Below are 23,349 nucleotides of genomic sequence, written 5' to 3'. Positions count from 1 at the left end.
AAAACTATTGGTGTTTATGGCATAAGTCACATTGCCTACAAAATAAAACAGCAGCAATAGTGCTGCTGTTTTTGCTAACTTTAGCAACGCTTAAGCTTCCAAAACGATTTGATCGTTATATTCGTTTTGGTGTGTTTCTAGATAAGTCACAGCATTCGCAAGATTAATCTTTGTATAGCCAACAGGAGAACTAGGCGTTGGATTCGGTGATACGACATCACTCAAAGTTAAAGTTAAGTCATAAGTACTGGTAAACCCCTTATTGTAACCATCGTAATAATCTACTCCTACATAATAAGTACTGGTAAACCCCTTATTGTAACCATCGTAATAATCTACTCCTACATAATAAGTACCTGCATCCAATGTTTTTTGATAACCAATATCAACACTGCCCCACTCCCAACCGTTGTGAAGCAATTTACCGCTACTATCATAAAGGTTTAAGTCTACATCGGAAGATAAGTTAGACAATAAGAAATCAACCTTGCCATTAGCACTCAACTCAAACTGAAAAAAGTCTTTATCGTCTGTTCCCTTAGTCACTGAATCTTGTAATAATTTAGCACCATTACTCAAAGTACCTAACTTATTGGCTGTTGCTATTGTGCCATCTGAATCAGGTGTCGGCACATGAGTCTCTGGTTCTGGTGTCTGCACCAAAGTGTCTTTATTAAATAAAGTTGTATCTGTAGTTGTTGTATCTGTAGTTGCAGTTGTTGCACCTTCATTAATGGTATACCCGCCTACTTTATCGCCAGTTTTTTGAATTAGATCTAAGAATTCTTCATCGGTTAATTTATGCCCTAATAAATCTATTGCTGCTTCTTGCAGGACTGCAGCAGAACCTGCAATGGTTGGCGCAGAAAAACTAGTGCCTGAAATTGAGTGTGCAATACCATTATTGTCAATCACATTGATATTTTCACCTAAGGCAGCAACATCAGTTAAATCCTTATGCTGTTGCGAGAAACTGGTAAATTCACCATCCGCATTAGTAGCAGAAACTGAAATAACACTCTCACTAGAAGCCAAAAGATTAACACCGTCACAACTATAAGATGCCTTACTGTTACCTGAAGCAACGGTAACAATCACACCTTTGTCGTCAAGTACCTGATATTCATCAGAACCTAACCAAGTAGTTGGCGTTTGTACATTGCCCAAACCCAAGGATAAATTAACTGCAGTAATACTATAAGCATCTGTGTTGGCAACCACCCATTGTAATGCTTTTTCAATATCAGAATTATACGCACCTGATGAGCCATCTGAAAATACTTTTAAATGAATAATTTTAACACCAGAAGCCACATTTTGAGCAACATTCGCAACTTGTCCACCATGATTACCGCCACTATTTATTGCGTCGTTGTCGTTGTCTGCAAAATCATAAGAATAAACAACATTGCTGTTAGTGTAACTAGTTGAAATACCTTGATCAATTACAACGATGGTTTGCCCAGCACCTGTATATTTACCTGTGTAATTATCTAATTCCATAATTTTATCTCCATTATCGTTAAATTAAAAAAGATTATACGCTATTTTTTTAAGACTTTTTCATAAATTTTATGCAAATAGAGACCTTTGCATAAATATGAATAATCATCAAAACGCCATCTTTCATCAAATTACAAACTTTTTAAAAACACCCTTAGCCCTGCTAGGAGTGGATTTAAAAAATTTCCAATTTAATAAAATCTGTCATTTTGCTAATCATCCCTATTTATGCAAAGGTCTCAAATAGAGATGCTTATCAAAAATTCACTTTTCACCCACTTGACGATTTTTTAAATCCTGCCTTATCTCTGCTAGAACTGAGTTTAAGAAAATCACCAATTGAGCATTCTTATCAACACCTTTTTTTGAGGGGTAAAAATTGAATTTTACTAAATATCATGCCAAAAATCTTGCCATTCTTTGGCATTTTTCATAACGGCAAAGCGAGATGAGTTATTGACTTGAGTATCAAAAATCCAGTTTTGACGAATATACTCGGGTGTTATTTCAAGGATTTGATTATTCATATTTTTTTGTTCAAAACTATTGGTGTTTATGGCATAAGTCACATTGCCTACAAAATAAAACAGCAGCAATAGTGCTGCTGTTTTTGCTAACTTTAGCAACGCTTAAGCTTCCAAAACGATTTGATCGTTATATTCGTTTTGGTGTGTTTCTAGATAAGTCACAGCATTCGCAAGATTAATCTTTGTATAGCCAACAGGAGAACTAGGCGTTGGATTCGGTGATACGACATCACTCAAAGTTAAAGTTAAGTCATAAGTACTAGTAAACCCCTTATTGTAACCATCGTAATAATCTACTCCTACATAATAAGTACCTGCATCCAATGTTTTTTGATAACCAATATCAACACTGCCCCACTCCCAACCGTTGTGAAGCGATTTACCGCTACTATCATAAAGGTTTAAGTCTACATCGGAAGATAAGTTAGACAATAAGAAATCAACCTTGCCATTAGCACTCAACTCAAACTGAAAAAAGTCTTTATCGTCTGTTTCCTTAGTCACTGAATCTTGTAATAATTTAGCACCATTACTCAAAGTACCTAACTTATTGGCTGTTGCTATTGTGCCATCTGAATTAGGTGTCGGCACAGGAGTCTCTGGTTCTGGAGCAGGAGACACATCACTCAAAGTTAAACTCAAATCATAAGTGCTAGTGACTCCTTTATTGTAACCATCGTAATAATCTACTCCTACATAATAAGTACCTGCATCCAATGTTTTTTGATAACCAATATCAACACTGCCCCACTCCCAACCGATGTGAAGCAATTTACCGCTACTATCATAAAGGTTTAAGTCTACATCGGAAGATAAGTTAGACAATAAGAAATCAACCTTGCCATTAGCGCTCAACTCAAACTGAAAAAAGTCTTTATCGTCTGTTTCCTTAGTCACTGAATCTTGTAATAATTTAACACCTGCGGTTAATGCACCAATTTTTTGAGCGGTTAGAATTGTGCCATCATCTACAACAAGCCCTGGGTCAGTTTTAGGAATAATAACTTGTGGCACCTCTACTGCCGCCCCTGCTGATTGTGTCTGCACCAAAGTGTCTTTATTAAATAAAGTTGTATTTGTAGTTGTTGTATTTGTAGTTGTAGTTGTTGCACCTTCATTAATGGTATACCCGCCTACTTTATCGCCAGTTTTTTGTATTAGATCTAAGAATTCTTCATCGGTTAATTTATGCCCTAATAAATCCATTGCTGCTTCTTGCAGGACTGCAGCAGAACCTGCAATGGTTGGCGCAGAAAAACTAGTGCCTGAAATTGAGTGTGCAATACCATTATTATCAATCACATTGATATTTTTACCTAAGGCAGCAACATCAGTTAAATCCTTATGCTGTTGCGAGAAACTGGTAAATTCACCATTCTCATTAGTAGCAGAAACTGAAATAACACTCTCACTAGAAGCCATATAATTAACACCGTCATAACTATAAGATGCCTTACTGTTACCTGAAGCAACGGTAACAATCACACCTTTGTCGTCAAGTGCCTGATATTCATCAGAACCTGACCAAGTAGTTGGCGTTTGTACATTGCCCGAACCCAAGGATAAATTAACTGCAGTAATATTATAAGCATCTGTGTTGGCAACCACCCATTGTAATGCTTCTTCAATATCAGAAGAATACGCAACTGATGAGCCATCTGAAAATACTTTTAAATGAATAATTTTAACACCAGAAGCCACATTTTGAGCAACATTCGCAACTTGTCCACCATGATTACCGCCACTATTTATTGCGTCGTTGTCGTTGCCTGCAAAATCATAAGAATAAACAACATTGCTGTTAGTGTAACTAGTTGAAATACCTTGATCAATTACAACGATGGTTTGCCCAGCACCTGTATATTTACCTGTGTAATTATCTAATTCCATAATTTTATCTCCATTATTGTTAAGTTATAGAAAAGATTATACGCTATTTTTTTAAGACTTTTTCATAAATTTTATGCAAATAGAGACCTTTGCATAAATATGAATAATCATCAAAACGCCATCTTTCATCAAATTACAAACTTTTTAAAAACACCCTTAGCCCTGCTAGGAGTGGATTTAAAAAATTTCCAATTTAATAAAATCTGTCATTTTGCTAATCATCCCTATTTATGCAAAGGTCTCAATTTATATAAAGGTCTTTATTTGTTATTAAAAAGAATGATTAATTTGTTCAAAGTCGAATCCACGAGATTGTAAAAAGCGTTGTTGTTTGGATTTTTCTTTGTAATTACTGGGTGCTTCTTCTCCGTATTTTCTAATTCTAATGTTTTTTGCTAAAGCAAAAAAATCATGCTCTGATAAATCAAAATGTTCTATGCCTCGTTGTCGTAAATCCATAGCAATTTTAATTGGACCTTTGCCTTGGTTAAAACGCATTTGTATAAATTCATTGGTAAAGCGTTCATCAGATTGATAATTCTCTTTTTTAAGTTTCTCTAATGCCAGGGTAACTTCGTCGTCTTCGTGCCATTGAATGAGTTTTTTATAAAGCTCCACATAAGAATGCTCGCGTTTTACGAGCATTTCCATAGCACTATTGTAAGCGGTTCTACTCAGCGTCTTTAGCGTTAGCCTTTGGTTTGGCTTTCGCTTCCTCTTCATCCGAACCTAAAACGATGGCTTTAATTTTCGCTTCTAAATCAGCACACATTTCTGGATGTTCTTTTAAATAATCGCGTGCTTTGTCTTTGCCTTGTCCAATTCTTTCTGTGCCAACACTATACCAAGCCCCTGCTTTTTCTACCAACTCGTGCTTAACACCTAAGTCAATGATTTCACTTTCACGAGAGATGCCTTCGTTGTAAAGAATTTGGAATTCTGCTTGTTTGAATGGTGGTGCGACTTTATTTTTCAACACTTTAACACGGGTTTCGTTACCCATAATTTCATCGCCTTTCTTAATAGCACCGATACGGCGAATGTCTAAACGCACGGATGCATAGAATTTCAAAGCATTGCCACCCGTAGTGGTTTCAGGGTTGCCAAACATTACGCCAATCTTCATTCTTAATTGATTAATAAAAATAACCATCGTATTGGTTTTCTTAATATTAGCAGTTAATTTTCTCAAGGCCTGAGACATTAAACGCGCTTGCAAACCCATATGCGATGCACCCATTTCGCCTTCAATTTCTGCTTTTGGCGTGAGTGCAGCTACCGAGTCTATCACCACAATATCAACACTACCTGAACGCACTAACATATCCGTGATTTCCAACGCTTGCTCGCCTGTATCAGGCTGAGAAATCAACAAGTCATCTGTATTGACACCCAATTTTCTTGCATATTGTGGATCTAGGGCATGCTCTGCGTCAATAAAGGCAGCTGTGCCACCGAGTTTTTGCATTTCTGCAATTACATGTAAGGTTAAAGTGGTTTTACCTGAAGATTCAGGACCATAAATTTCAATCACGCGCCCTTTTGGCAAACCGCCGATGCCGAGTGCAATATCTAAACTTAGGCTGCCCGTAGAAACGGCTTCAATGTCTGAACTTGCTTCTTCATCACCAAGAAACATCACCGATCCTTTGCCAAATTGTTTGTCAATCTGTGCTAATGCTGATTTTAGAGCTTGTTTTTTCTGCTCATCCATAATGTTTCTCCTTAGGTTAAAATAAGCGTTTAATTTTACGAGTAATTGGATACATTGTGGTAACTTTTTCAACAAATGACACGCAATTTATGTCGCTGGCACTCAAACTTGCTCGCAAGGGGCAATATGGCGTCCAATCTAACCCGATGGTGGGTTGTGTAATTGTCAAAAATGGGGAAATTATTGCTGATGGCTATCATCAAACTTTTGGCGAAGCCCATGCAGAAATTGATGCATTAACAAAAATTAACCATCAGGCAAACGATGCAACGCTATATGTCACTTTGGAGCCCTGTGCACATCAAGGAAAAACACCGCCATGTGTGCAAGCGATTATTGATGCAGGTGTTGAATCCGTGGTGATTGCTACGCTTGACCCTAATCCTTTGGTAAGTGGCAAGGGTATAGCAATGTTAAAAGACGCAGGTATTGTTGTTAAAATCGGGTTACTTGAAGATGAAGCCAAGCAACTAAATCGTACTTTTATCAAGCGAATGAAAACCAATTTACCTTTTGTAACTTGCAAAATTGCCATGAGTTTGGATGGAAAAACGGCAATGGCATCAGGTGAAAGCAAATGGATTACGGGTGAGTCAGCAAGAGCAGATGTGCAAAAATTACGCGCCCAACATCAGGCAATTATGACAGGTTCTGGCACTATATTAGATGACAATCCATCAATGACTGTGCGCCTTGATACGCTTAATAGTCAGCCATTACGCGTAGTGGTGGATGGTAAAAACCAAATTACTGACATGAGTTTGAATATTTTTTCAACTGATGCTGAAACACAAGTTTTTAACACTGAGAATACCAAAGTCAATAGTGTTGGAAAATTAGATTTAAACGATATTCTCTCGCAATTAGCAATCCAAGGTGTTAATAGTATTTTACTTGAAACAGGGCCTCATTTGATTGGCGCAATGGTGGGTGCAGGATTAGTGGATGAATTCATTATTTATATGGCACCGATATTAATGGGCAATGGCGCCAATTCAATGATAAATCTGCCAATTCAAACAATGGGCGACAAATTAGCACTCACTATTAAAGATATTAGAATGGTTGGCGAAGACATCAAAATAACAGCAATACTAAAATGAAAACACTTACCAATAAAAATGTTATTTTAGGTGTGAGTGGCTCAATTGCTGCTTATAAAGCCCCCGATATCGTGCGTCGCTTACAGGATTTGGGTGCGGAGGTGCGTGTGGTTTTAACGCAATCTGGCTCGCAATTTGTGACTGAATTGTCTTTGCAAGTAACCTCTAAAAATAAAGTACATCATAATTTGTGGGATAAAGAAGCTGAGTTGTCAATGGGACATATTGAATTGGCAAAATGGGCAGATGCTATTTTAATTGCCCCTGCAAGTGCTAATACTATTGCCAATTTGGCGTTAGGTAAGGCGAATGACTTACTCAGTAGCGTAGTTTTAGCAAATGATTGTCCACTACTGATTGCCCCTGCGATGAATCAACAAATGTATAGAGCTGACAGTGTGCAAGAAAATTTAAATACTTTAATTAGGCAACAAGCAACCATTATTCAACCTGAGAGTGGCGAACAAGCCTGTGGTGATATTGGTGAAGGGCGTTTGGCTGAGTCTGTGGATATTGCTCAACAAGTGAGTATGCTTTTTCAAAGCACCAAGTTGAGTGGCAAAAAAGTATTGATTACCCTAGGTGCGACGATTGAAGCGATTGATCCTGTGAGATTTTTATCCAATCATTCAAGTGGCAAGATGGGCTCGGCATTATCTGATGCTTGTATCGAAGCGGGTGCGCAAGTAACTTTAATTCACGGCAATATTGGTATCAATCTCAACCCAAAAGCGACTGCAATTTCAGCGATGAGTGCCGAGCAAATGTATCAAGCAGTAATGTCAAATATTGCCGGGCAAGACATTTTTATTGCCTGTGCTGCAGTGAGTGATTATTGCATTAAAAATGTTGAAAAAAACAAGATTAAAAAGTTAAATGAAAATCTAATTTTGGAATTAACACCAACCAAAGACATTTTAAAAAAAGTCTGTCAATTAACACAAAAACCAATCTGTATCGGCTTTGCTGCAGAGACCCAAAATTTGACTGAAAATGCTAAAAATAAGTTAAAAAACAAAGGGTGTGATGCAATTATTTTAAATGATGTTTCTAAGCCCGATTTTGGCTTCAAAAGTGATAAAAATGAAGTGCTATTTTTGACTACAAAAAACAGTCAAAAAATCGAAAAAAATAGCAAACAAAAAATTGCTCGAAAGATTATTGATGTATTAACTGAAAAATTTTTATAAACACACTAAAACCTTGTTAAATCAACACTCAAGAAAGTTACCCACAAAACTGTGGATAACTCTGTGAACATCTTCATTAAAATAGCAAAAAATGTTGATAGATTGCGATTTCTTATAATTTTGTATAAAAATTAATCAACTATTTTTTATCGTTAAAAATCAATAATTTATAAAAAATAGTTAGAAGTAATATTCTGTGTTAATGTGACAATTTAACTTTTATTTCGTTATAGGGGAAAACTTTTACTGTTTCACGCATTAAATCAAGTGTTTCATAGGTTATTATAAAATAATAATACGATTAACGCTCAACTTAATTACCGTGTCATTTTATTGCAACTATTTATGTTTATTTATGCCTTAAATTTCCTGTTTGGAATCCTGCTATTTTCACTCAAAAATACACTGCAAATTACCAATGATGAGTGGGTGGCATTTTTCGTATTATTTTTAGTAATTTTAGCGGGTTTTAAGCGTTATAAAGCCATCAGTTTAGGTTTGATATTTTTCTTACTAGGTTTTGCCTGGATGGGAATTATATCGACACAAGTACTTAACACTCAAATCACAGAAAAATACCTTAATAAGCCCATTTTAGTGACAGGTAAGATTGTCAAATTACCTGAAAAAACGAAGCACAATACCAAATTCTTTTTTCAAGCGAAATCCCCTTTTTCAGGACAATTAAAACTTGCTTGGTACAGTCATAAAAAAGTTTTTGTACCTGAATTGCAGGTGGGGGATACTTGGCGGTTATTACTCAAAATAAAACACAATAACAGTTACCAAAATTTGAGTGGTTTTGATTATGAAAAATGGCTATTTTATAAACGCATTGATGCGACTGGCTATGTAAAAAATTCATCTTTCAATCAATTAATTGAACCTAGTCAGTCGATTTCATCGATTGATAAAATCAGACAAACCATCCGCCAAACCTTATCCCCTATTCTTAATCAGCAAAAATTTGGTGGTGTGCTTAATGCTCTCATTATCGGTGACCGTTCTTTGATTAGCAATCAACATTGGGAGCTCTTTAAAGCGACTAATACCACACACCTTAGTGTTATCTCTGGCTTGCATATTGGGCTTATTTCTGGCTTTGCATTTTTGCTGGTGCAATTCTTTTGGCGTCGTTCTACGCGTTTGAGTTTGATATTACCCGCACAAATTACGGGCGCCTATTTTGGATTGTTTGTTGCATTTTTATACGCATTGATTGCTGGATTTTCCATCCCCACAGGCCGCGCCTTCATTATGGCAAGTGTGGTTTTTCTGTCAATCATCTTAAAACGCCATCATAATATTTGGCAATTATATAGTTTAGCATTACTTTTGGTATTACTCAACAACCCACTGAGTGTACTTAGTGTTGGTTTTTGGCTGTCTTTTTATGTAGTAGCAGTGATTATCTATGGCACCAAACAACACCAGAAAAAATCTTGGTTTTATCGCCTCATCTACATCCAATTATTAATCAGTTTCTCTACACTGCCACTCACTATTTGGTTTTTCTCAACAGCTTCAATTATCTCTCCAATTGCCAATTTAGTTGCCATTCCTGTGTTCAGTTTTATCATCACCCCATTTGCTCTACTTGGTGCCTTATTTAACTTTATTGGACTCACTACATTAGCGGAAATCGTTTTTTCAATTGCTAATCAAGCCTTGCTCTATTTGTCCATATTGTTAGAGCAATTGCAACAATTTGAGTTTCACAAATGGCATTATGCGCAAACTTCCTTAGTGGATTTAACACTCTTTATCTTAGCAATATTTATTGCTATATCGCCAAAAGGGCTAAAACTGCGTTGGCTCTCCGTTCCTATTTTAGGGTTGTTATTTTTGACACCCAATCAAAAGATGGACAGTCGTTCAATGCGCATTAGCACACTTGATGTTGGACAAGGATTGGCCCATGTAGTACAAACCAGAAACCATATTTTATTATTTGATACTGGAGCAAGATATCCTTCTGGTTTTAATCTGGGTAACAGCGTCATTACCCCCTATTTACAGGCAAAACACATTCAATACTTAGATAAAGTCATTGTTTCTCATGGGGATAATGACCATATTGGCGGGATTAACAATATTTTAGAAAACTTTCAGGTAGGTGAAATACTCAGTTCTGTGCCTGAAAAAATCCAAGTAAAAGTGACAAATTGCCAGGCAGGGCAACAATGGCAATGGGATGGAATATTGTTTGAAATCTTAAATCCTGATAAAAAATCTACCTTTAAACGCAATAATGCATCCTGCGTCCTGAAAGTCTCTAATGGAAAATACAGTGCGCTATTGACAGGTGATATTGAAAAAGAAGCTGAGTATTATCTTGTGAAAAATAAAAAAGAAAAACTAAAAAGCAATCTTTTAATAGCACCACATCATGGTAGTAGAACTTCTTCAACACAGCCATTTTTAACTGCAGTATCGCCCGAATTAATCATCATTTCAAATGGTTTTCAAAATCGCTTCCGACACCCGAGTAAAGCAGTAATGAAACGCTATCAATACAACGGAATCAAAACTCTGCAAACCGATTGCTCAGGACAAATTGATGTATTTCTGAGCGACAAAATTGAAATTCAAGAATACAGAAAAAACGCCAAACGCTATTATTTGCGTCAATGTGAGTAATTAACATGACTGGCATTAGAACTTAACAAAGCGTTAATAGTTTCTATCAATTGTTGATTTGGGCTCACAGCATACTCATTATTCAACTGCATAAAACCGCTGGATTCTTTAATTTGATAATGCAATTTAACTGGGCATCGTCCTTGATTTTGCCTGAGTAAGGTTGCCAATTGTTCAAACAGTTTTAAGTGTTGATGGTTGAGCGATATTTCAAAACTTCTGGCGTATCTTTCTTTAACTATATCAATAGTTTCAATTTTATTTACCACCAATTGCCAGCCATCTCGATAATCGTCTTTTTCGATAGTGCCCGAAGCCACTACCACTGCATCAATATTTAATTGTTCACTCACCCCTTCTATTGCCAATATCTTGGAAAAAATAACCGCATTTAAAGTGAGTTGTCCATCCTCAAGAACGATAGATGCCATTTGGTCGCCCTTTCTCGTGGTGCGATAATACACATCAGAAATCAACGCCAATATCCGCACTTCTTTATTATTTCTAAAAGTCAAATCCTTAGGTAAAGTCGCAGAAAATACCTTAATATCATCCTTATACTCATCTGTCGGATGCTGATAAAAATAATAACCCAACACACTCTTTTCAAGTTGCAGTGTTTGTCGGAATGAAAATGGTGGTACAGACTCATAATGCACTTCATATTCTTGACAACCTTGTGCTTCAGAAAACAACGCATTTTGCCCACTTGAATGGTCATTTTGCCGTTGTTCTGCTTGCTTCATTGCACTCGGATAAGTCTTAATAAGCACTGCTCTGTCCACCCCAAATTCATCCAAGGCACCACTATAAATTAACGCTTCAAGTGCGCGTTTATTTAGTGCTCTTTTTTCAATGCGCATACAAAAATCAAACAAATCTTGGTATGCTCCATTAGTGTTTCGTTCGGCAACCAAAATTTCAACTACTGCCTCACCTACACCTTTAATTGCACCTAAGCCATAAGTCAGAGTTTTTGCATCTTTGATGCTAAATTCATATAAAGATTCATTCACATTCGGGCCTTTAATCAACAACGCCATCGCTCGCACTTCACTTACGGTAAAATTGATTCTGTCCGTGTCATCCATCATTCGTGAAAGCACCGATGCCATAAAGGCAGCAGGGTAATGTGACTTTAGCCACGCTGTTTGATAGGACACATAGGCATAAGCTACCGAGTGAGATTTGTTAAAACCATAGCCTGAAAACTTATCAATTAAATCAAAAATTTCATTGGCTTTTTTCTCATCAATGTCATTTTTTGCCGCACCTTTAACAAAGACACTGCGTTGCTTTTCCATTTCCGAAGCAATTTTTTTGCCCATTGCCCTACGCAATAAATCCGCACCACCTAAGGAGTAACCTGCCATTACTTGTGCTGATTGCATTACTTGCTCTTGGTACAAGAACACGCCATTCGTCGGTGCCAAAAGTCCTTCTAACATTGGGTGTGGATATTTGACTTTTTGCGTGCCGTGCTTGACATTAATATAGTCATCTACCATGCCTGCATCAAGTGGACCTGGACGATAGAGTGCTAACATTGCCACAATATCTTCAAATGAATCCGCCTGCAATTTTTTCAAATACCCACGCATTCCGTCCGATTCCAATTGAAAAATACCAGTGGTATCGCAGCGTTGCAACAATTCATATACCGCATCATCGTCCAATGGCAAAGTATCAATATCAATCAATTCTTCGCTCAAACCTTTGGCGTGAATGAGTTTGACGGTTTTATCAATAACGGTTAAATTTGACAAACCCAAGAAATCAAACTTAACCAGCCCGACTGCTTCCACATCTTTCATATCAAACTGCGATACTACTCCATCTTCATCGCTGGCTTTATAAGTCGGGCAGAAATCACTAATCTTACTCGGAGCAATCAATACACCGCCTGCGTGTGTACCAACATTACGCACCAAACCTTCCAGCTTTAAAGATAAATCTATCAAGGCAGTCACACTTTCTTCAGAATCATAGCGATTTGCCAATTCTTCTGAAAACCACTTGTCTTTATTTTCCTGAGAATCATCCTCTGAAAAACGCCCCAATGCACGCGATAAATTGATTTTCAAGTCATTCGGTATAGACTTAGAAATGCGGTCACTAAAACCATAAGGGTGTCCTAAAACACGCCCCACATCACGCACCACCCCTTTTGCTGCCATAGTGCCATAAGTGATAATTTGGGATACCTTCTCAGAGCCATATTTTCTCGAAACATACTCAATCACTTCATCACGGCGATCGGTGCAGAAATCTATATCAAAGTCTGGCATTGACACACGCTCAGGATTTAGAAAACGCTCAAATAGTAACTCGTGTTTAATCGGGTCAACATTAGTAATGCCGAGTGCATATGCGACTAATGAACCTGCACCAGATCCACGACCAGGTCCGACAGGGATGTCATTTTCTCTGGACCAGCGAATAAAATCAGCAACAATTAAGAAATACCCTGGGAAATCCATTTTGTTAATGACTGAGAGTTCAAAATCTAATCTATCATCATAAATCTTTCTTTCAACTTCAAGCCCCTCTAAACGCTTTTCCAATCCCGTTTTAGATTCTTGAGAAAAAAAATCAGCCATCGTCAGCCCCTTAGGTACAGGAAAGTCTGGTAAATAATTTTTATCATTTAACTCAAAATGTACATTGCAGCGTTTGGCAATCTCAACACTATTAACCAATACTTCAGGCAGGTCAGAAAATAACACATTCATTTCTTCACTAGATTTCAGGTATTGATCAGCACAATAGCGTTTCTTGCGTCGTGCATCGTCTAAAAAACCACCTTGAGTAATACAAATACGCGCTTCATGTGCTTCAAATTCGTCTTTTTCTAAAAACTGAACATCATTTGTTGCCACCAAAGGAATATCAAACGCCAAACCCAATTTCAAACAAAGATGCAGGCATTGCTCATCATTGGTTCGATTGGTACGCTGCACTCCTAAATAAAACCGATTGCCAAACAATTGTTGCCAAAATTGTGCCTTTTCTTGCGCTTCAGATATTTTATTCTCAAGCAGTGCTTGTGCGATATCGCTATGCACAGGGGGGGCAATCAGTATCAACCCTTGATTGTATTGCTGTAATTGTTCAAGGGTAATATTCGCACCCTCCATTCCTTCCCCTGTTTGATAGGACAAAGAGATGAGTTCAGAGAGGTTTAAATACCCTTTTCTGTCTTGACACAGCAACAACAAAGAAGAATTTTTCTCTTCCCCTTTAAGCGTAACTTCTGCACCAAAAATCGGCTTGATACCCGCCTCTTTAGCTGCCTTATAAAATTTAACTGCTGCAAATAAGTTATTATTATCCGTCAATGCAATCGCATTCAAGCCCAAATCTTTCGCTTGAGTAACGAATTTAGAAATGCGAATTAAACTACTATCAACAGAATATTCGCTATGGCAATGAAGGTGAACAAAATCAGTAGTGGACATCTAAAAAATATAAAAAATAATGAGGTATTAAGTTTCATTTTACAACTAAAAAATCCTAATAATTACCCCACCTTTAATTATTTATTGTCATCAAATATATACTTCTATTTGAGACCTTTGCATAAATATGAATAATCATCAAAACGCCATCTTTCATCAAATTACAAACTTTTTAAAAACACCCTTAGCCCTGCTAGGAGTGGATTTAAAAAATTTCCAATTTAATAAAATCTGTCATTTTGCTAATCATCCCTATTTATGCAAAGGTCTCTATTTAAAACAATAAAATGATTGCTTACGAAAAAAAAGGTTAAACCAAAATTCACTCTACCCTATAATAAACACATGATTTTATACGCACTTAAATTTATACTATAATCAATCACATGGCAGATATACGCGCACATTGGAATGCACTCCACCAAAACAAAAATCATAATGAGGTCAGTTGGCATCAAGTTCGTTCAACGATTTCGTTGGATTGGATTTTGGATGTTGTTGATAAGGACGCTACAATTATTGATGTGGGCTGTGGCGTGTCAGTGTTAGCGGATAATTTGTTGGCACAAGGATATCAGCATTTGTCTTTGTTGGAAATTTCGTTAAGCGCAATAGAGGTAATGAAAATTCGATTAGCAGATTGCCTTGAGCAAGTGCATTTTTATAATGACAATATTTTGGATTTGCAAATACAATCACGATTTGACCTTTGGCACGACCGTGCTGTATTTCATTTTTTGACTGACGAAAAAGACCAGAAAACTTACATAGAAAAACTCAAACAACACCTTAAATCAGATGGATATTTCCTACTATCTACCTTTTCACCCACAGGTCCAAAGCAGTGCTCTGACCTCAATATAGTGCAATACGATACTGATAAAATTACTCGCCTATTAGGTGCTGATTTTGAACTCATTAAAACCACCCATGAAACCCATCCCCACCCAAATGGTACGACACAGGATTTTAATTATTTTTTATTTCGGACAAAAAAATACCCCAATAAAGGGGTATTTTTTCTATAATGTTAAATAGTCTTAAAATTTAGGACCTGCATTAGCTTGGTCAACAGCTTGCTTTTGACCAAGAATTGCATGTGCCTTAGCAATATTAATAAGCTTAATAGCGCCTACAGTATTACCCTTCTTCTCCAACTTTTTTGCTTTCGCTAAAAGCCCTTTTTTACCACCAATCGTTTTCCAAAGCATACCTGCTTTTTTAGCTTTCTTGATTTCTTTCTTAGCTGCTTTTAAGGCAGACTTATAAGAAGAAGAGCCATCGTTAGAAGCCTTTTTAGCAGCAGGTGCAACCTTGGTTACAGAATAACCACTCTCTGATGCACAACCTACTTGTAGCGATAACGCAAATGCAGTTAATATTGTTATTAATAGTTTTTTCATGTTATTCTCCTATTGTCTGTATTCAGTGCCAGAAACTTCCATACCATTACTCATCACAGTATGGAAAAATTCTAGATTGTTATATTCACTTTTTTGTCTTTTAAATGGTTGTGCACGAACTTGCTTGTTACAACCGCCATAACGACGCTGGATAGTACCAAAGCCATCACCTTTCTTCTTGGCCCATTTACCACGCCACACTGGAAAATGAGTGGTTTGACCCAGTGCGGGTGAAAGTGTATCTCCACGAATACGCTTACCTGCATTATATACATGGCAGTTTGCACAAGATAAATTCAACTGACCCCGTTTGGCGTAGAAGAATTTTTTACCTTCGTTATAAGCTGCTAATGCTTTAGCATCACCTTCTGGAACAATTACATTGATTTTTTGACCTTCAGCAAGTGTGGTTAAGTAAGCCCCCATATAAGCCAACTTACCTTTACCAGAACCAATTTTTTTCTCGCCGTTTTTCACACGACAATTGATAATAGCGCCTTCTAAGCCAACCACTTTACCTTTAGCTGCATCCCATTTTGGATAGTTAGCACGAATATTTTCGTCGCCACCGGGAAAACAGCTTGAGTATGTTTTACCATTTTTAAAAGGTTTTTTCCATAACTTCTCACCTTTTTCCACAAGATCTTCAAATGGAGGCATTTCCATCGCAGCTTCAAACTGCAACATCTTGTCTTTACTCATCGCATAAGGACCTTTAGAAAAGTCATTTAATGACAATTCAGGAAATCTTTTCTTAAAGAAGCCTTGGAAGGCATCAATGTCAGCTTGAACAACTGACGACTGTTGCACCGCAAATGTGGCAGTTGAACTTAATAAAGCCGCTACTGCTACTGTTGTTATTAATTTTTTCATTATTCTCTCCTCAATAAAAACAAGATTACTTAGACTTTGCAGTCTTAGTACCTGTTTTACCTAGATTATCCTTGTATTTAAGTGTGATAGTATCACCTTTAGCACCAGGAACTTTAAACTTAAAGTATGGGTCCTTAGATACTGAACTACCAATATCTGCATTAACCATTTTAGTGCCGTTGTGTAACACGACCATACTCATAATGTGATTTGCAGGCACCAACTTACCTTTCTTCTTACGAAGACCTGTTTCCATCGGGTGTTTAATAAGTGCTTTAATACTAATAACACCTTTTCTAGCCTTTGGCTTTAATTTAATCTTTGCCATAATAATTTTCTCCTAATTAATATATTGAATTAACCGCCGCAGCCGCCAATAGTTACTTTAACTTCTTTCGTTACTTTCGTTGCATGCCCGCCAGCCGTTACTAATGCATCTACTTTAGAGGTCTTACCCATCTTGATACGAGTAGAAACAAAGCCAACTGCACCAGACAAATTAAACGAAGCCGCCAATGGTGTAGTATTGTTACGAACTAAAACAGAAATATTACTCACATCACTCATCTTAGAGGCGTCAATTTCCATTGGAACTACTGCACCGTTTTCAGCAATCTTAGGTGCTTTAAACTTAAATGAACCTGCACCTGCACCTGCTGCACTTGCTTTTGTTTTATTTGACATAGCTTTAAACTCTGCTGAAGCAGCAAAAACTGTTGATGGCATTAATAAGCCTGCACCTACTGCCGTTGCAACGGCAGAACCTGCCATTGCACTTTTTAAAAATAATCTTCTTTTCATTTTATTCTCCTTAAACTATAATGAATGAATATAATCTGTAACCTTGTCAATCTGGTTCTCAGTTAATATTTTGTGCCTACCGAATGGTAACATAACCGAACCTGGCACCTTTACTGTTGCATCCCAAATCTGTGCTCTTAACACAGCCTTACTTGGAAATCTTGCCTTCATTGCAATTAGCGGTGGTGCAATATTACCTGCCTGCGTACCACCTGAAATTGAATGGCAAGCCAAACAATTCCCTAATTTACGATCAAAGGCAATTTCTTGACCTGTCATTGCGTCCTTAGCAATTGCTTCCATTGGAACGACAAATAATGCCGTCAATGTCACAACTGTTGAGACAAAAATGCTTTTCTTCATACTTCTCTCCTCTTATATATAAAAAAAATAAAACCCCTTAGTTAGGTTTGTAAAAACTAACTAAGTTGGCAATAATACACAGATTAAAAACAAATGCAACACTATCATTAAAACATAATATTAACAACTTCTAAACTTGCTCTGCTGCCTTGATAAGTGCACGGGCTTTGTGCATTGTTTCATTCCATTCAGATTGTGGCACTGAATCATAGACAATTCCTGCACCCGCTTGTATATATAGCATTTCATCTTTAATTACAGCAGTGCGAATGGCAATAGCCATATCCATACACCCATGCCAAGAAAGATAACCAATTGCCCCTGAATAAATATTGCGTTTTAATGGCTCGACTTCATTAATAATTTCCATTGCGCGTACTTTTGATGCACCACTTAGCGTGCCGGCAGGAAAAGTAGCTTTCAACACATCAATCGCACTCATTCCCTCTTGCAAAGTACATTCAACATTGGAAACAATATGCATCACATGTGAATAGCGCTCTACCGACATTTTATCTGTCAGTTTAACCGTACCAGTTTTGGCAATACGACCTAAATCATTACGCCCTAAATCAATCAACATTAAATGCTCAGCGATTTCTTTTTCATCTGCCAGTAACTCTTTTTCAAGTGCCAAATCTTCTGCTTTAGTTTTACCCCTGGATCGTGTACCAGCAGCTGGACGCACCGTAGCACGCCTGTCTTTATCAACACGAGTTAGAATTTCAGGTGATGAACCGACAACTGTCATATCGCCTAAATTTAGATAATACATATAGGGGGATGGATTTAGGTGTCGTAATTGACGATAGAGCTCAATTGGCGGTGCACTAAATTTTGCACTTAGGCGTTGTGATGGCACTACTTGCATCACATCACCAGCTACAATATATTCTTGAATTTTTTTAACCGTGGCTTTGTAATTTTCTTCACCAAAACTGGAGACAAAATCGTGTTCACTAAGATTGTCTGATTGATACTCCGACTGGCTCACTGGCACTTGAATACCCGCCGACATTTCATCTAATCGAATTTGTGCCTCTTCATAACTTTGCTTACTTGGGTCAATATGGGTAATTATAAAGGCTTGATTTAGCACATTGTCAAATACCACTAAATCATTTGACACCATCAACAAAATATCAGGTGTACCTAATTCGTCTTTTTTATTAATGTTGGCTAATCTTGGCTCAATATAGCGAATAATTTCATAGCCAAAATAACCCACCAGTCCGCCATTAAAATTTGGCAAAGCGTCAAGTTTTGGCACTTTATATTGGGTTAAATATTGATCAATCCAATTTAATGGGTCTTCCACTTGATGAGATTTAAGTAATTCACCTTGCCGTTCAATTTGAACTTCGTAATCAAACACTTTGATGACATCTTGCACATTCAAGCCAATCATTGAGTAGCGACCCCATTTTTTACCCCCTTCAACTGATTCAAAAAGATAGGAATACGGTGTATCTGCTAAAGTTAAATATAAATTTAACGCCGCATCCGTGCCAACATCAATTTCAAGAGATTTATAAACAGGGATATGGTTATATCCATCTGCTACATATTTATTAAAGGAATCTTTATTCATCTTAGTATTTTAAACCACCAGACGAAAAAAAACCGTACTAATCATTAATACGGTTTTTTTATTTTTAAATGTTAATGCTTGCTATTGTTCAGCGGCCGCTTCCGCTTCTGCTTCTTCAGCAACTTCACTCAACTCAGCCGACAATGCCGCTTCTGCTTCTGCTGTTTGCATAACAGCTTTTTCTGCACGCTTAGCACGGCGTTCTTGATGATGGACAAAGCCTGTACCTGCTGGAATTAAACGACCAACAATAACATTTTCTTTAAGTCCTAACAGGTTATCCACACGACCCGTTGTTGACGCTTCCGTCAATACACGCGTTGTTTCTTGGAACGATGCCGCAGAAATAAACGATTCAGTTGCCAATGATGCTTTAGTAATACCCATCAACAATCTTTGATAAAGTACTGGATCTTTGCCCTGCGCTACTAACTGTTTGTTGGTTTCAATAACACGAGCATACTCAGCAGTTTCACCGTTAACAAACGATGAATCACCCACATCAAGTACTTCTACCTTACGCAACATTTGCTTAACAATCACCTCAATGTGCTTATCGGAAATATTTACCCCTTGTAGGCGATAAACATTTTGCACTTCTTTAACTACATAGTTAGCCAATGCCTCTACACCCAATAAGCGTAGAATATCGTGCGGATTTGATGGCCCATCAGAAATCACATCTCCTTTTTCAACAGTTTCGCCATCGAAAACATTAATTTGACGCCACTTGTGAATCATCATTTCTGTCGTCTCCCCTTCATCCGAAGTAATAATCAAACGGTCCTTAGACTTAGTTGGATTACCAAAACTAATCACTCCTGTTGCTTCTGCAAGCAATGAGTGGTCTTTGGCTTTACGCGCTTCAAATAAGTCAGCAACACGCGGTAAACCACCGGTAATATCACTGGTTTTAGACTGGTCTTTTGGAATTTTTGCCAACACTTCACCTGCGGTAATCATTTGACCATCTTCCAAGGTAATCTTAACTTCTGATGGTAAATAGTGCGTTGACAAGATGATTTCGGTATCTTTTGCATCAACCATTTTAATCATTGGCTTCAAGCCTTTGGCTGCTGATGATCTTTCTGCTTCTTTAATCATTTCGAAGAAGGTTAGTCCTGTTAGCGGGTCAGAATTTTTGTTAACAGTAACACCTTCAACAAAATCAACAAAAACCACACGACCTGCTTGCTCAGAAATAATTGGATGTGTATGCGGGTCCCAATCAGCAACCTTATCTTTTGCCTTCACTTTACCGCCGTCTTTAACATGGGCAATCGCACCATAAGGAATCCTGTAGCGTTCCACTTCTTGGCCTTTCGCATTGCGAACAGTTACTTCAGAAGAACGAGAAATAACCACTAAATCGCCACTCGCATTGGTAATTGATTTAAGGTTTTCAAAATGAACCACACCATCGTTATCAATGTTAATACTGCTCACTGCAGTCGATGCAGAGGCTGCACCACCAATATGGAAAGTACGCATTGTCAGCTGTGTGCCTGGCTCACCAATTGATTGTGCTGCAATAACACCCACAGCCTCACCAACGCCAATTTTGTGACCACGTGCCATATCATTGCCATAACAAGAAGCGCAAACACCGTAGCGTGCGTCACAAGTAATCGCAGAACGCACCTTGATAGACTCTACACCAACTTCGTTAATCTTGTCTGAATCTTCTAAAGTAACCTGATGACCCTTAGGCAATAATACTTCCTTAGAATCTGGCATCATTACATCTTCAGCCATTACTCGACCAAGTACCGCTTGTCCTAAAGTTTGCACAATATTGCCGCCTTCAATGGTGGCTTTCATCATTAAGCCGTTTTCTGTACCACAATCCTCTTCATTAACAACCAAATCTTGCGCAACATCCACCAAACGACGGGTTAAATAACCTGAATTCGCTGTTTTAAGTGCCGTATCGGCTAGACCTTTTCGAGCACCGTGTGTTGAAATAAAGTATTGCATATTGTTCAAGCCTTCACGGAAGTTTGAAGTAATTGGTGTTTCAATAATTGAGCCATCTGGCTTGGCCATTAGACCACGCATACCTGCTAACTGACGCATCTGTGCAGGAGAACCTCTAGCACCAGAATCGGCCATCATATAAACAGAGTTAAATGAAGGCAGTTTTTCAGTTTTTCCTTCAGCATTAACAAAGTCGTCAAAACCAATCTCATCCATCATCGCTTTTGCAACCGTTTCAGAGGTTCTTGACCAAATATCAATCACCTTATTATATCGCTCACCATCAGTTACCACACCTTGTGCATATTGCTTTTGCACTTCTTTCACTTGCGTTTCAGCTTCTTTAATCGTGCCTGCTTTAGAATCTGGAATGGTCATATCATTTGAACAAAATGAAATACCAGATTTGGTTGAGTATTGGAAACCCATATACATCATCTGGTCAGCGAAAACAACGGTGTCTTTGAGTTCTTGTGTTTGGTAGCAAACATGAATCAAGTTAGAAACTACTTTCTTACTAATAGCCTTGTTAATCAAATCAAATGACAATCCTTTCGGCAAAATTCTTGAAAAAATCGCACGACCTACAGTGGTATCAACCACTCGTGTAGTACTTGGTGTATATCTACTCTCGTCTTTTTTATATTCTTGAATACGCAATTTCACTTTTGCATGTAAAGTCGTTACCCCTGCCTCATATGCATTAAGTGCTTCAGTTGGACTGGCAAAAATCATGCCTTCGCCTTGCTGATTAATCATATCACGCGTCATATAGTAAAGACCTAAAATTACATCTTGCGAAGGCACAATGATTGGCTCGCCACTGGCAAGGTGTAAGACATTGTTAGACGCCAACATCAAAGTTCTTGCCTCTAATTGTGCTTCTTCGGATAATGGTACATGTACTGCCATTTGGTCACCGTCAAAGTCAGCGTTAAATGCACCACAAACCAAAGGGTGCAATTGAATTGCTTTACCTTCTATCAATAATGGCTCAAAAGCTTGGATGCCTAAACGGTGTAAAGTCGGTGCACGGTTAAGCATCACTGGATGCTGATGCACGACTTTTTCTAAAATATCCCAAACCACTGCTTCTTCGCCTTCAACCATTTTCTTCGCTGCTTTAATGGTTGAAGCTAAGCTTTGTGAAATCAAACGGTTGTAAACGAACGGTTTAAATAATTCTAATGCCATTTTCTTTGGTAAGCCACATTGGTGTAATTTAAGGTATGGACCACACACAATCACCGAACGACCTGAATAGTCAACGCGTTTACCGAGTAAGTTTTGACGGAAACGACCTTGCTTACCTTTAATCATATCGGCAATTGACTTCAACGGACGACGGTTGTTACCCATCACCGCACGGCCACGACGACCATTATCAATCAATGAATCGACAGCTTCTTGGAGCATACGCTTTTCGTTACGAACGATGATTTCAGGGGCGTCTAACTCTAATAAACGACCTAAACGGTTGTTACGGTTAATCACACGACGATACAAATCATTCAGATCAGAAGTGGCAAAACGACCGCCATCTAACGACACTAATGGGCGTAAATCAGGTGGTAGAATTGGCAATACATTTAATACCATCCACTCAGGTTTGTTACCTGATTGAATCAAAGAATCAATTAACTTCAAACGCTTATTGTATTTTTTAAGTTTGGTCTGACTCTTGGTGTTTAAACTGTCTTCACGAAGATTAGCCGCTTCTTTTTCAAGTTGCATATCCTTTAGAACATCTTGGATTGCTTCTGCACCCATTTTTGCTTCAAATTCATCATCACCGAATTCATCCAAGGCATCAAAATACATTTCTTCCGTCAATAGTTGCTTATGCACTAAGGGGGTGTTACCTGGATCGGTAACCAAAAATGCTTCAAAATATAACACTCGCTCAATATCTTTCAAAGTCATATCCATCAATAGTCCAAGACGCGATGGCAATGATTTTAAATACCAAATATGGGCAACTGGTGCTGCGAGGTCAATATGACCCATGCGTTCACGACGCACTTTGGATAAAGTTACTTCAACGCCACATTTTTCACAAACCACATTGCGGAATTTCATGCGCTTGTATTTGCCGCACAAACACTCAAAATCTTTCATTGGACCAAAAATCTTAGAGCAGAACAAACCTTCGCGTTCAGGCTTAAAAGTTCGATAGTTGATAGTTTCAGGCTTTTTTACTTCGCCATAAGACCATGAGCGAATTTTTTCAGGGGACGCTAAACCAACTCTAATCGCATCAAAATCCTGTTCTTTGTTTTGACTTTTTAAAATATTTAATAAATCTTGCATATTATT

The 23,349-nt window shown here is 37.8% G+C and carries 20 protein-coding genes; 7 read left to right on the top strand and 13 right to left on the bottom strand.

Going from position 1 to position 23,349, the window contains the following annotated elements; translation table 11 throughout:
* Positions 1 to 90: 90 nt before the first annotated feature.
* Complete coding sequence (locus AB8525_RS08390; RefSeq protein ID WP_369177366.1) at positions 91 to 1,503, bottom strand: S8 family serine peptidase; 1,413 nt, start codon at positions 1,501 to 1,503, stop codon at positions 91 to 93.
* Positions 1,504 to 1,600: 97 nt separating this feature from the next.
* Here AB8525_RS08390 and AB8525_RS08385 point away from each other — a divergent pair, with 97 nt between their 5' ends.
* Positions 1,601 to 1,750 carry a hypothetical protein gene (locus AB8525_RS08385; protein WP_369150286.1) on the top strand — a complete coding sequence of 50 codons (150 nt, stop codon included), beginning with the start codon at positions 1,601 to 1,603 and terminating at the stop codon, positions 1,748 to 1,750.
* Between the two features lie 142 nt (positions 1,751 to 1,892).
* Here the strand turns inward: AB8525_RS08385 and AB8525_RS08380 are convergent, their stop codons facing one another.
* The gene (locus AB8525_RS08380) at positions 1,893 to 2,030 is read right to left on the bottom strand and encodes a hypothetical protein (RefSeq protein WP_369177364.1); all 138 of its coding nucleotides are present in this window, start codon (positions 2,028 to 2,030) and stop codon (positions 1,893 to 1,895) included.
* A gap of 102 nt (positions 2,031 to 2,132) precedes the next feature.
* A complete protein-coding gene (locus AB8525_RS08375; RefSeq protein ID WP_369177363.1) occupies positions 2,133 to 3,920 on the bottom strand; it encodes a S8 family serine peptidase in 1,788 nt (595 codons plus the stop codon).
* Positions 3,921 to 4,019: 99 nt separating this feature from the next.
* On the opposite strand from AB8525_RS08375, the gene AB8525_RS08370 reads away from it, so the two are divergent.
* Positions 4,020 to 4,238: a hypothetical protein gene (locus AB8525_RS08370; protein ID WP_369177362.1), complete on the top strand. Its 219-nt coding sequence runs from the start codon at positions 4,020 to 4,022 to the stop codon at positions 4,236 to 4,238.
* On the opposite strand, the gene AB8525_RS08365 is transcribed toward AB8525_RS08370, so the two are convergent.
* Positions 4,191 to 4,571 (bottom strand): regulatory protein RecX, encoded by a 381-nt coding sequence (locus AB8525_RS08365; protein ID WP_369150854.1) that lies wholly within the window; start codon positions 4,569 to 4,571, stop codon positions 4,191 to 4,193. The two genes, AB8525_RS08370 and AB8525_RS08365, sit on opposite strands and share 48 nt — an antisense overlap.
* A 19-nt stretch (positions 4,572 to 4,590) precedes the next feature.
* Positions 4,591 to 5,634, bottom strand: a complete 1,044-nt coding sequence (recA, locus tag AB8525_RS08360) for a recombinase RecA (protein WP_369177360.1) — start codon at positions 5,632 to 5,634, stop codon at positions 4,591 to 4,593.
* Positions 5,635 to 5,723: 89 nt separating this feature from the next.
* On the opposite strand from recA, the gene ribD reads away from it, so the two are divergent.
* The 3 genes from ribD (at position 5,724) to AB8525_RS08345 (ending at position 10,567) form a co-directional block, all read left to right on the top strand.
* Entirely contained in the window at positions 5,724 to 6,737 is a 1,014-nt protein-coding gene (ribD, locus tag AB8525_RS08355; RefSeq protein ID WP_369179051.1) for a bifunctional diaminohydroxyphosphoribosylaminopyrimidine deaminase/5-amino-6-(5-phosphoribosylamino)uracil reductase RibD, read from the top strand.
* A complete protein-coding gene (gene coaBC / locus AB8525_RS08350) occupies positions 6,734 to 7,927 on the top strand; it encodes a bifunctional phosphopantothenoylcysteine decarboxylase/phosphopantothenate--cysteine ligase CoaBC (protein ID WP_369150849.1) in 1,194 nt (397 codons plus the stop codon). The genes ribD and coaBC overlap by 4 nt, the downstream gene beginning before the upstream one ends.
* A 345-nt stretch (positions 7,928 to 8,272) precedes the next feature.
* On the top strand, positions 8,273 to 10,567 hold the full coding sequence (locus AB8525_RS08345; protein ID WP_369177358.1) for a DNA internalization-related competence protein ComEC/Rec2: 2,295 nt from the start codon (positions 8,273 to 8,275) through the stop codon (positions 10,565 to 10,567).
* Here the strand turns inward: AB8525_RS08345 and dnaE are convergent.
* Positions 10,555 to 14,025: a DNA polymerase III subunit alpha gene (gene dnaE, locus AB8525_RS08340; RefSeq protein ID WP_369177356.1), complete on the bottom strand. Its 3,471-nt coding sequence runs from the start codon at positions 14,023 to 14,025 to the stop codon at positions 10,555 to 10,557. The genes AB8525_RS08345 and dnaE overlap by 13 nt on opposite strands.
* Before the next feature lie 127 nt (positions 14,026 to 14,152).
* Here dnaE and AB8525_RS08335 point away from each other — a divergent pair, with 127 nt between their 5' ends.
* Complete coding sequence (locus AB8525_RS08335) at positions 14,153 to 14,311, top strand: hypothetical protein (RefSeq protein WP_369150844.1); 159 nt, start codon at positions 14,153 to 14,155, stop codon at positions 14,309 to 14,311.
* 100 nt (positions 14,312 to 14,411) lie between these two features.
* Complete coding sequence (locus AB8525_RS08330; RefSeq protein ID WP_369150843.1) at positions 14,412 to 15,053, top strand: class I SAM-dependent methyltransferase; 642 nt, start codon at positions 14,412 to 14,414, stop codon at positions 15,051 to 15,053.
* Positions 15,054 to 15,065: 12 nt separating this feature from the next.
* On the opposite strand, the gene AB8525_RS08325 is transcribed toward AB8525_RS08330, so the two are convergent.
* From AB8525_RS08325 to rpoC, 7 genes are all read right to left on the bottom strand, one after another.
* A complete protein-coding gene (locus tag AB8525_RS08325) occupies positions 15,066 to 15,428 on the bottom strand; it encodes a hypothetical protein (RefSeq protein ID WP_369177354.1) in 363 nt (120 codons plus the stop codon).
* Between the two features lie 9 nt (positions 15,429 to 15,437).
* On the bottom strand, positions 15,438 to 16,301 hold the full coding sequence (gene soxA, locus AB8525_RS08320) for a sulfur oxidation c-type cytochrome SoxA (protein WP_369177352.1): 864 nt from the start codon (positions 16,299 to 16,301) through the stop codon (positions 15,438 to 15,440).
* A gap of 25 nt (positions 16,302 to 16,326) precedes the next feature.
* On the bottom strand, positions 16,327 to 16,629 hold the full coding sequence (gene soxZ, locus AB8525_RS08315; protein ID WP_369150839.1) for a thiosulfate oxidation carrier complex protein SoxZ: 303 nt from the start codon (positions 16,627 to 16,629) through the stop codon (positions 16,327 to 16,329).
* A 29-nt stretch (positions 16,630 to 16,658) separates the two neighbouring features.
* Positions 16,659 to 17,102, bottom strand: coding sequence for a thiosulfate oxidation carrier protein SoxY (gene soxY / locus AB8525_RS08310; protein WP_369177351.1), 444 nt, complete (start codon positions 17,100 to 17,102; stop codon positions 16,659 to 16,661).
* 15 nt (positions 17,103 to 17,117) lie between these two features.
* Positions 17,118 to 17,465 (bottom strand): sulfur oxidation c-type cytochrome SoxX, encoded by a 348-nt coding sequence (gene soxX / locus AB8525_RS08305; RefSeq protein WP_369150836.1) that lies wholly within the window; start codon positions 17,463 to 17,465, stop codon positions 17,118 to 17,120.
* 130 nt (positions 17,466 to 17,595) lie between these two features.
* Positions 17,596 to 19,056 carry an anthranilate synthase component I gene (gene trpE, locus AB8525_RS08300; protein WP_369150833.1) on the bottom strand — a complete coding sequence of 487 codons (1,461 nt, stop codon included), beginning with the start codon at positions 19,054 to 19,056 and terminating at the stop codon, positions 17,596 to 17,598.
* A gap of 81 nt (positions 19,057 to 19,137) precedes the next feature.
* On the bottom strand, positions 19,138 to 23,343 hold the full coding sequence (rpoC, locus tag AB8525_RS08295) for a DNA-directed RNA polymerase subunit beta' (RefSeq protein ID WP_369177349.1): 4,206 nt from the start codon (positions 23,341 to 23,343) through the stop codon (positions 19,138 to 19,140).
* Between the last annotated feature and the right edge of the window lie 6 nt (positions 23,344 to 23,349).

Source organism: Candidatus Thiodubiliella endoseptemdiera, from assembly GCF_964212635.1.
Lineage (GTDB): Bacteria > Pseudomonadota > Gammaproteobacteria > PS1 > Pseudothioglobaceae > Thiodubiliella > Thiodubiliella endoseptemdiera.
This window is presented reverse-complemented; position numbering and strand designations above follow the sequence as displayed.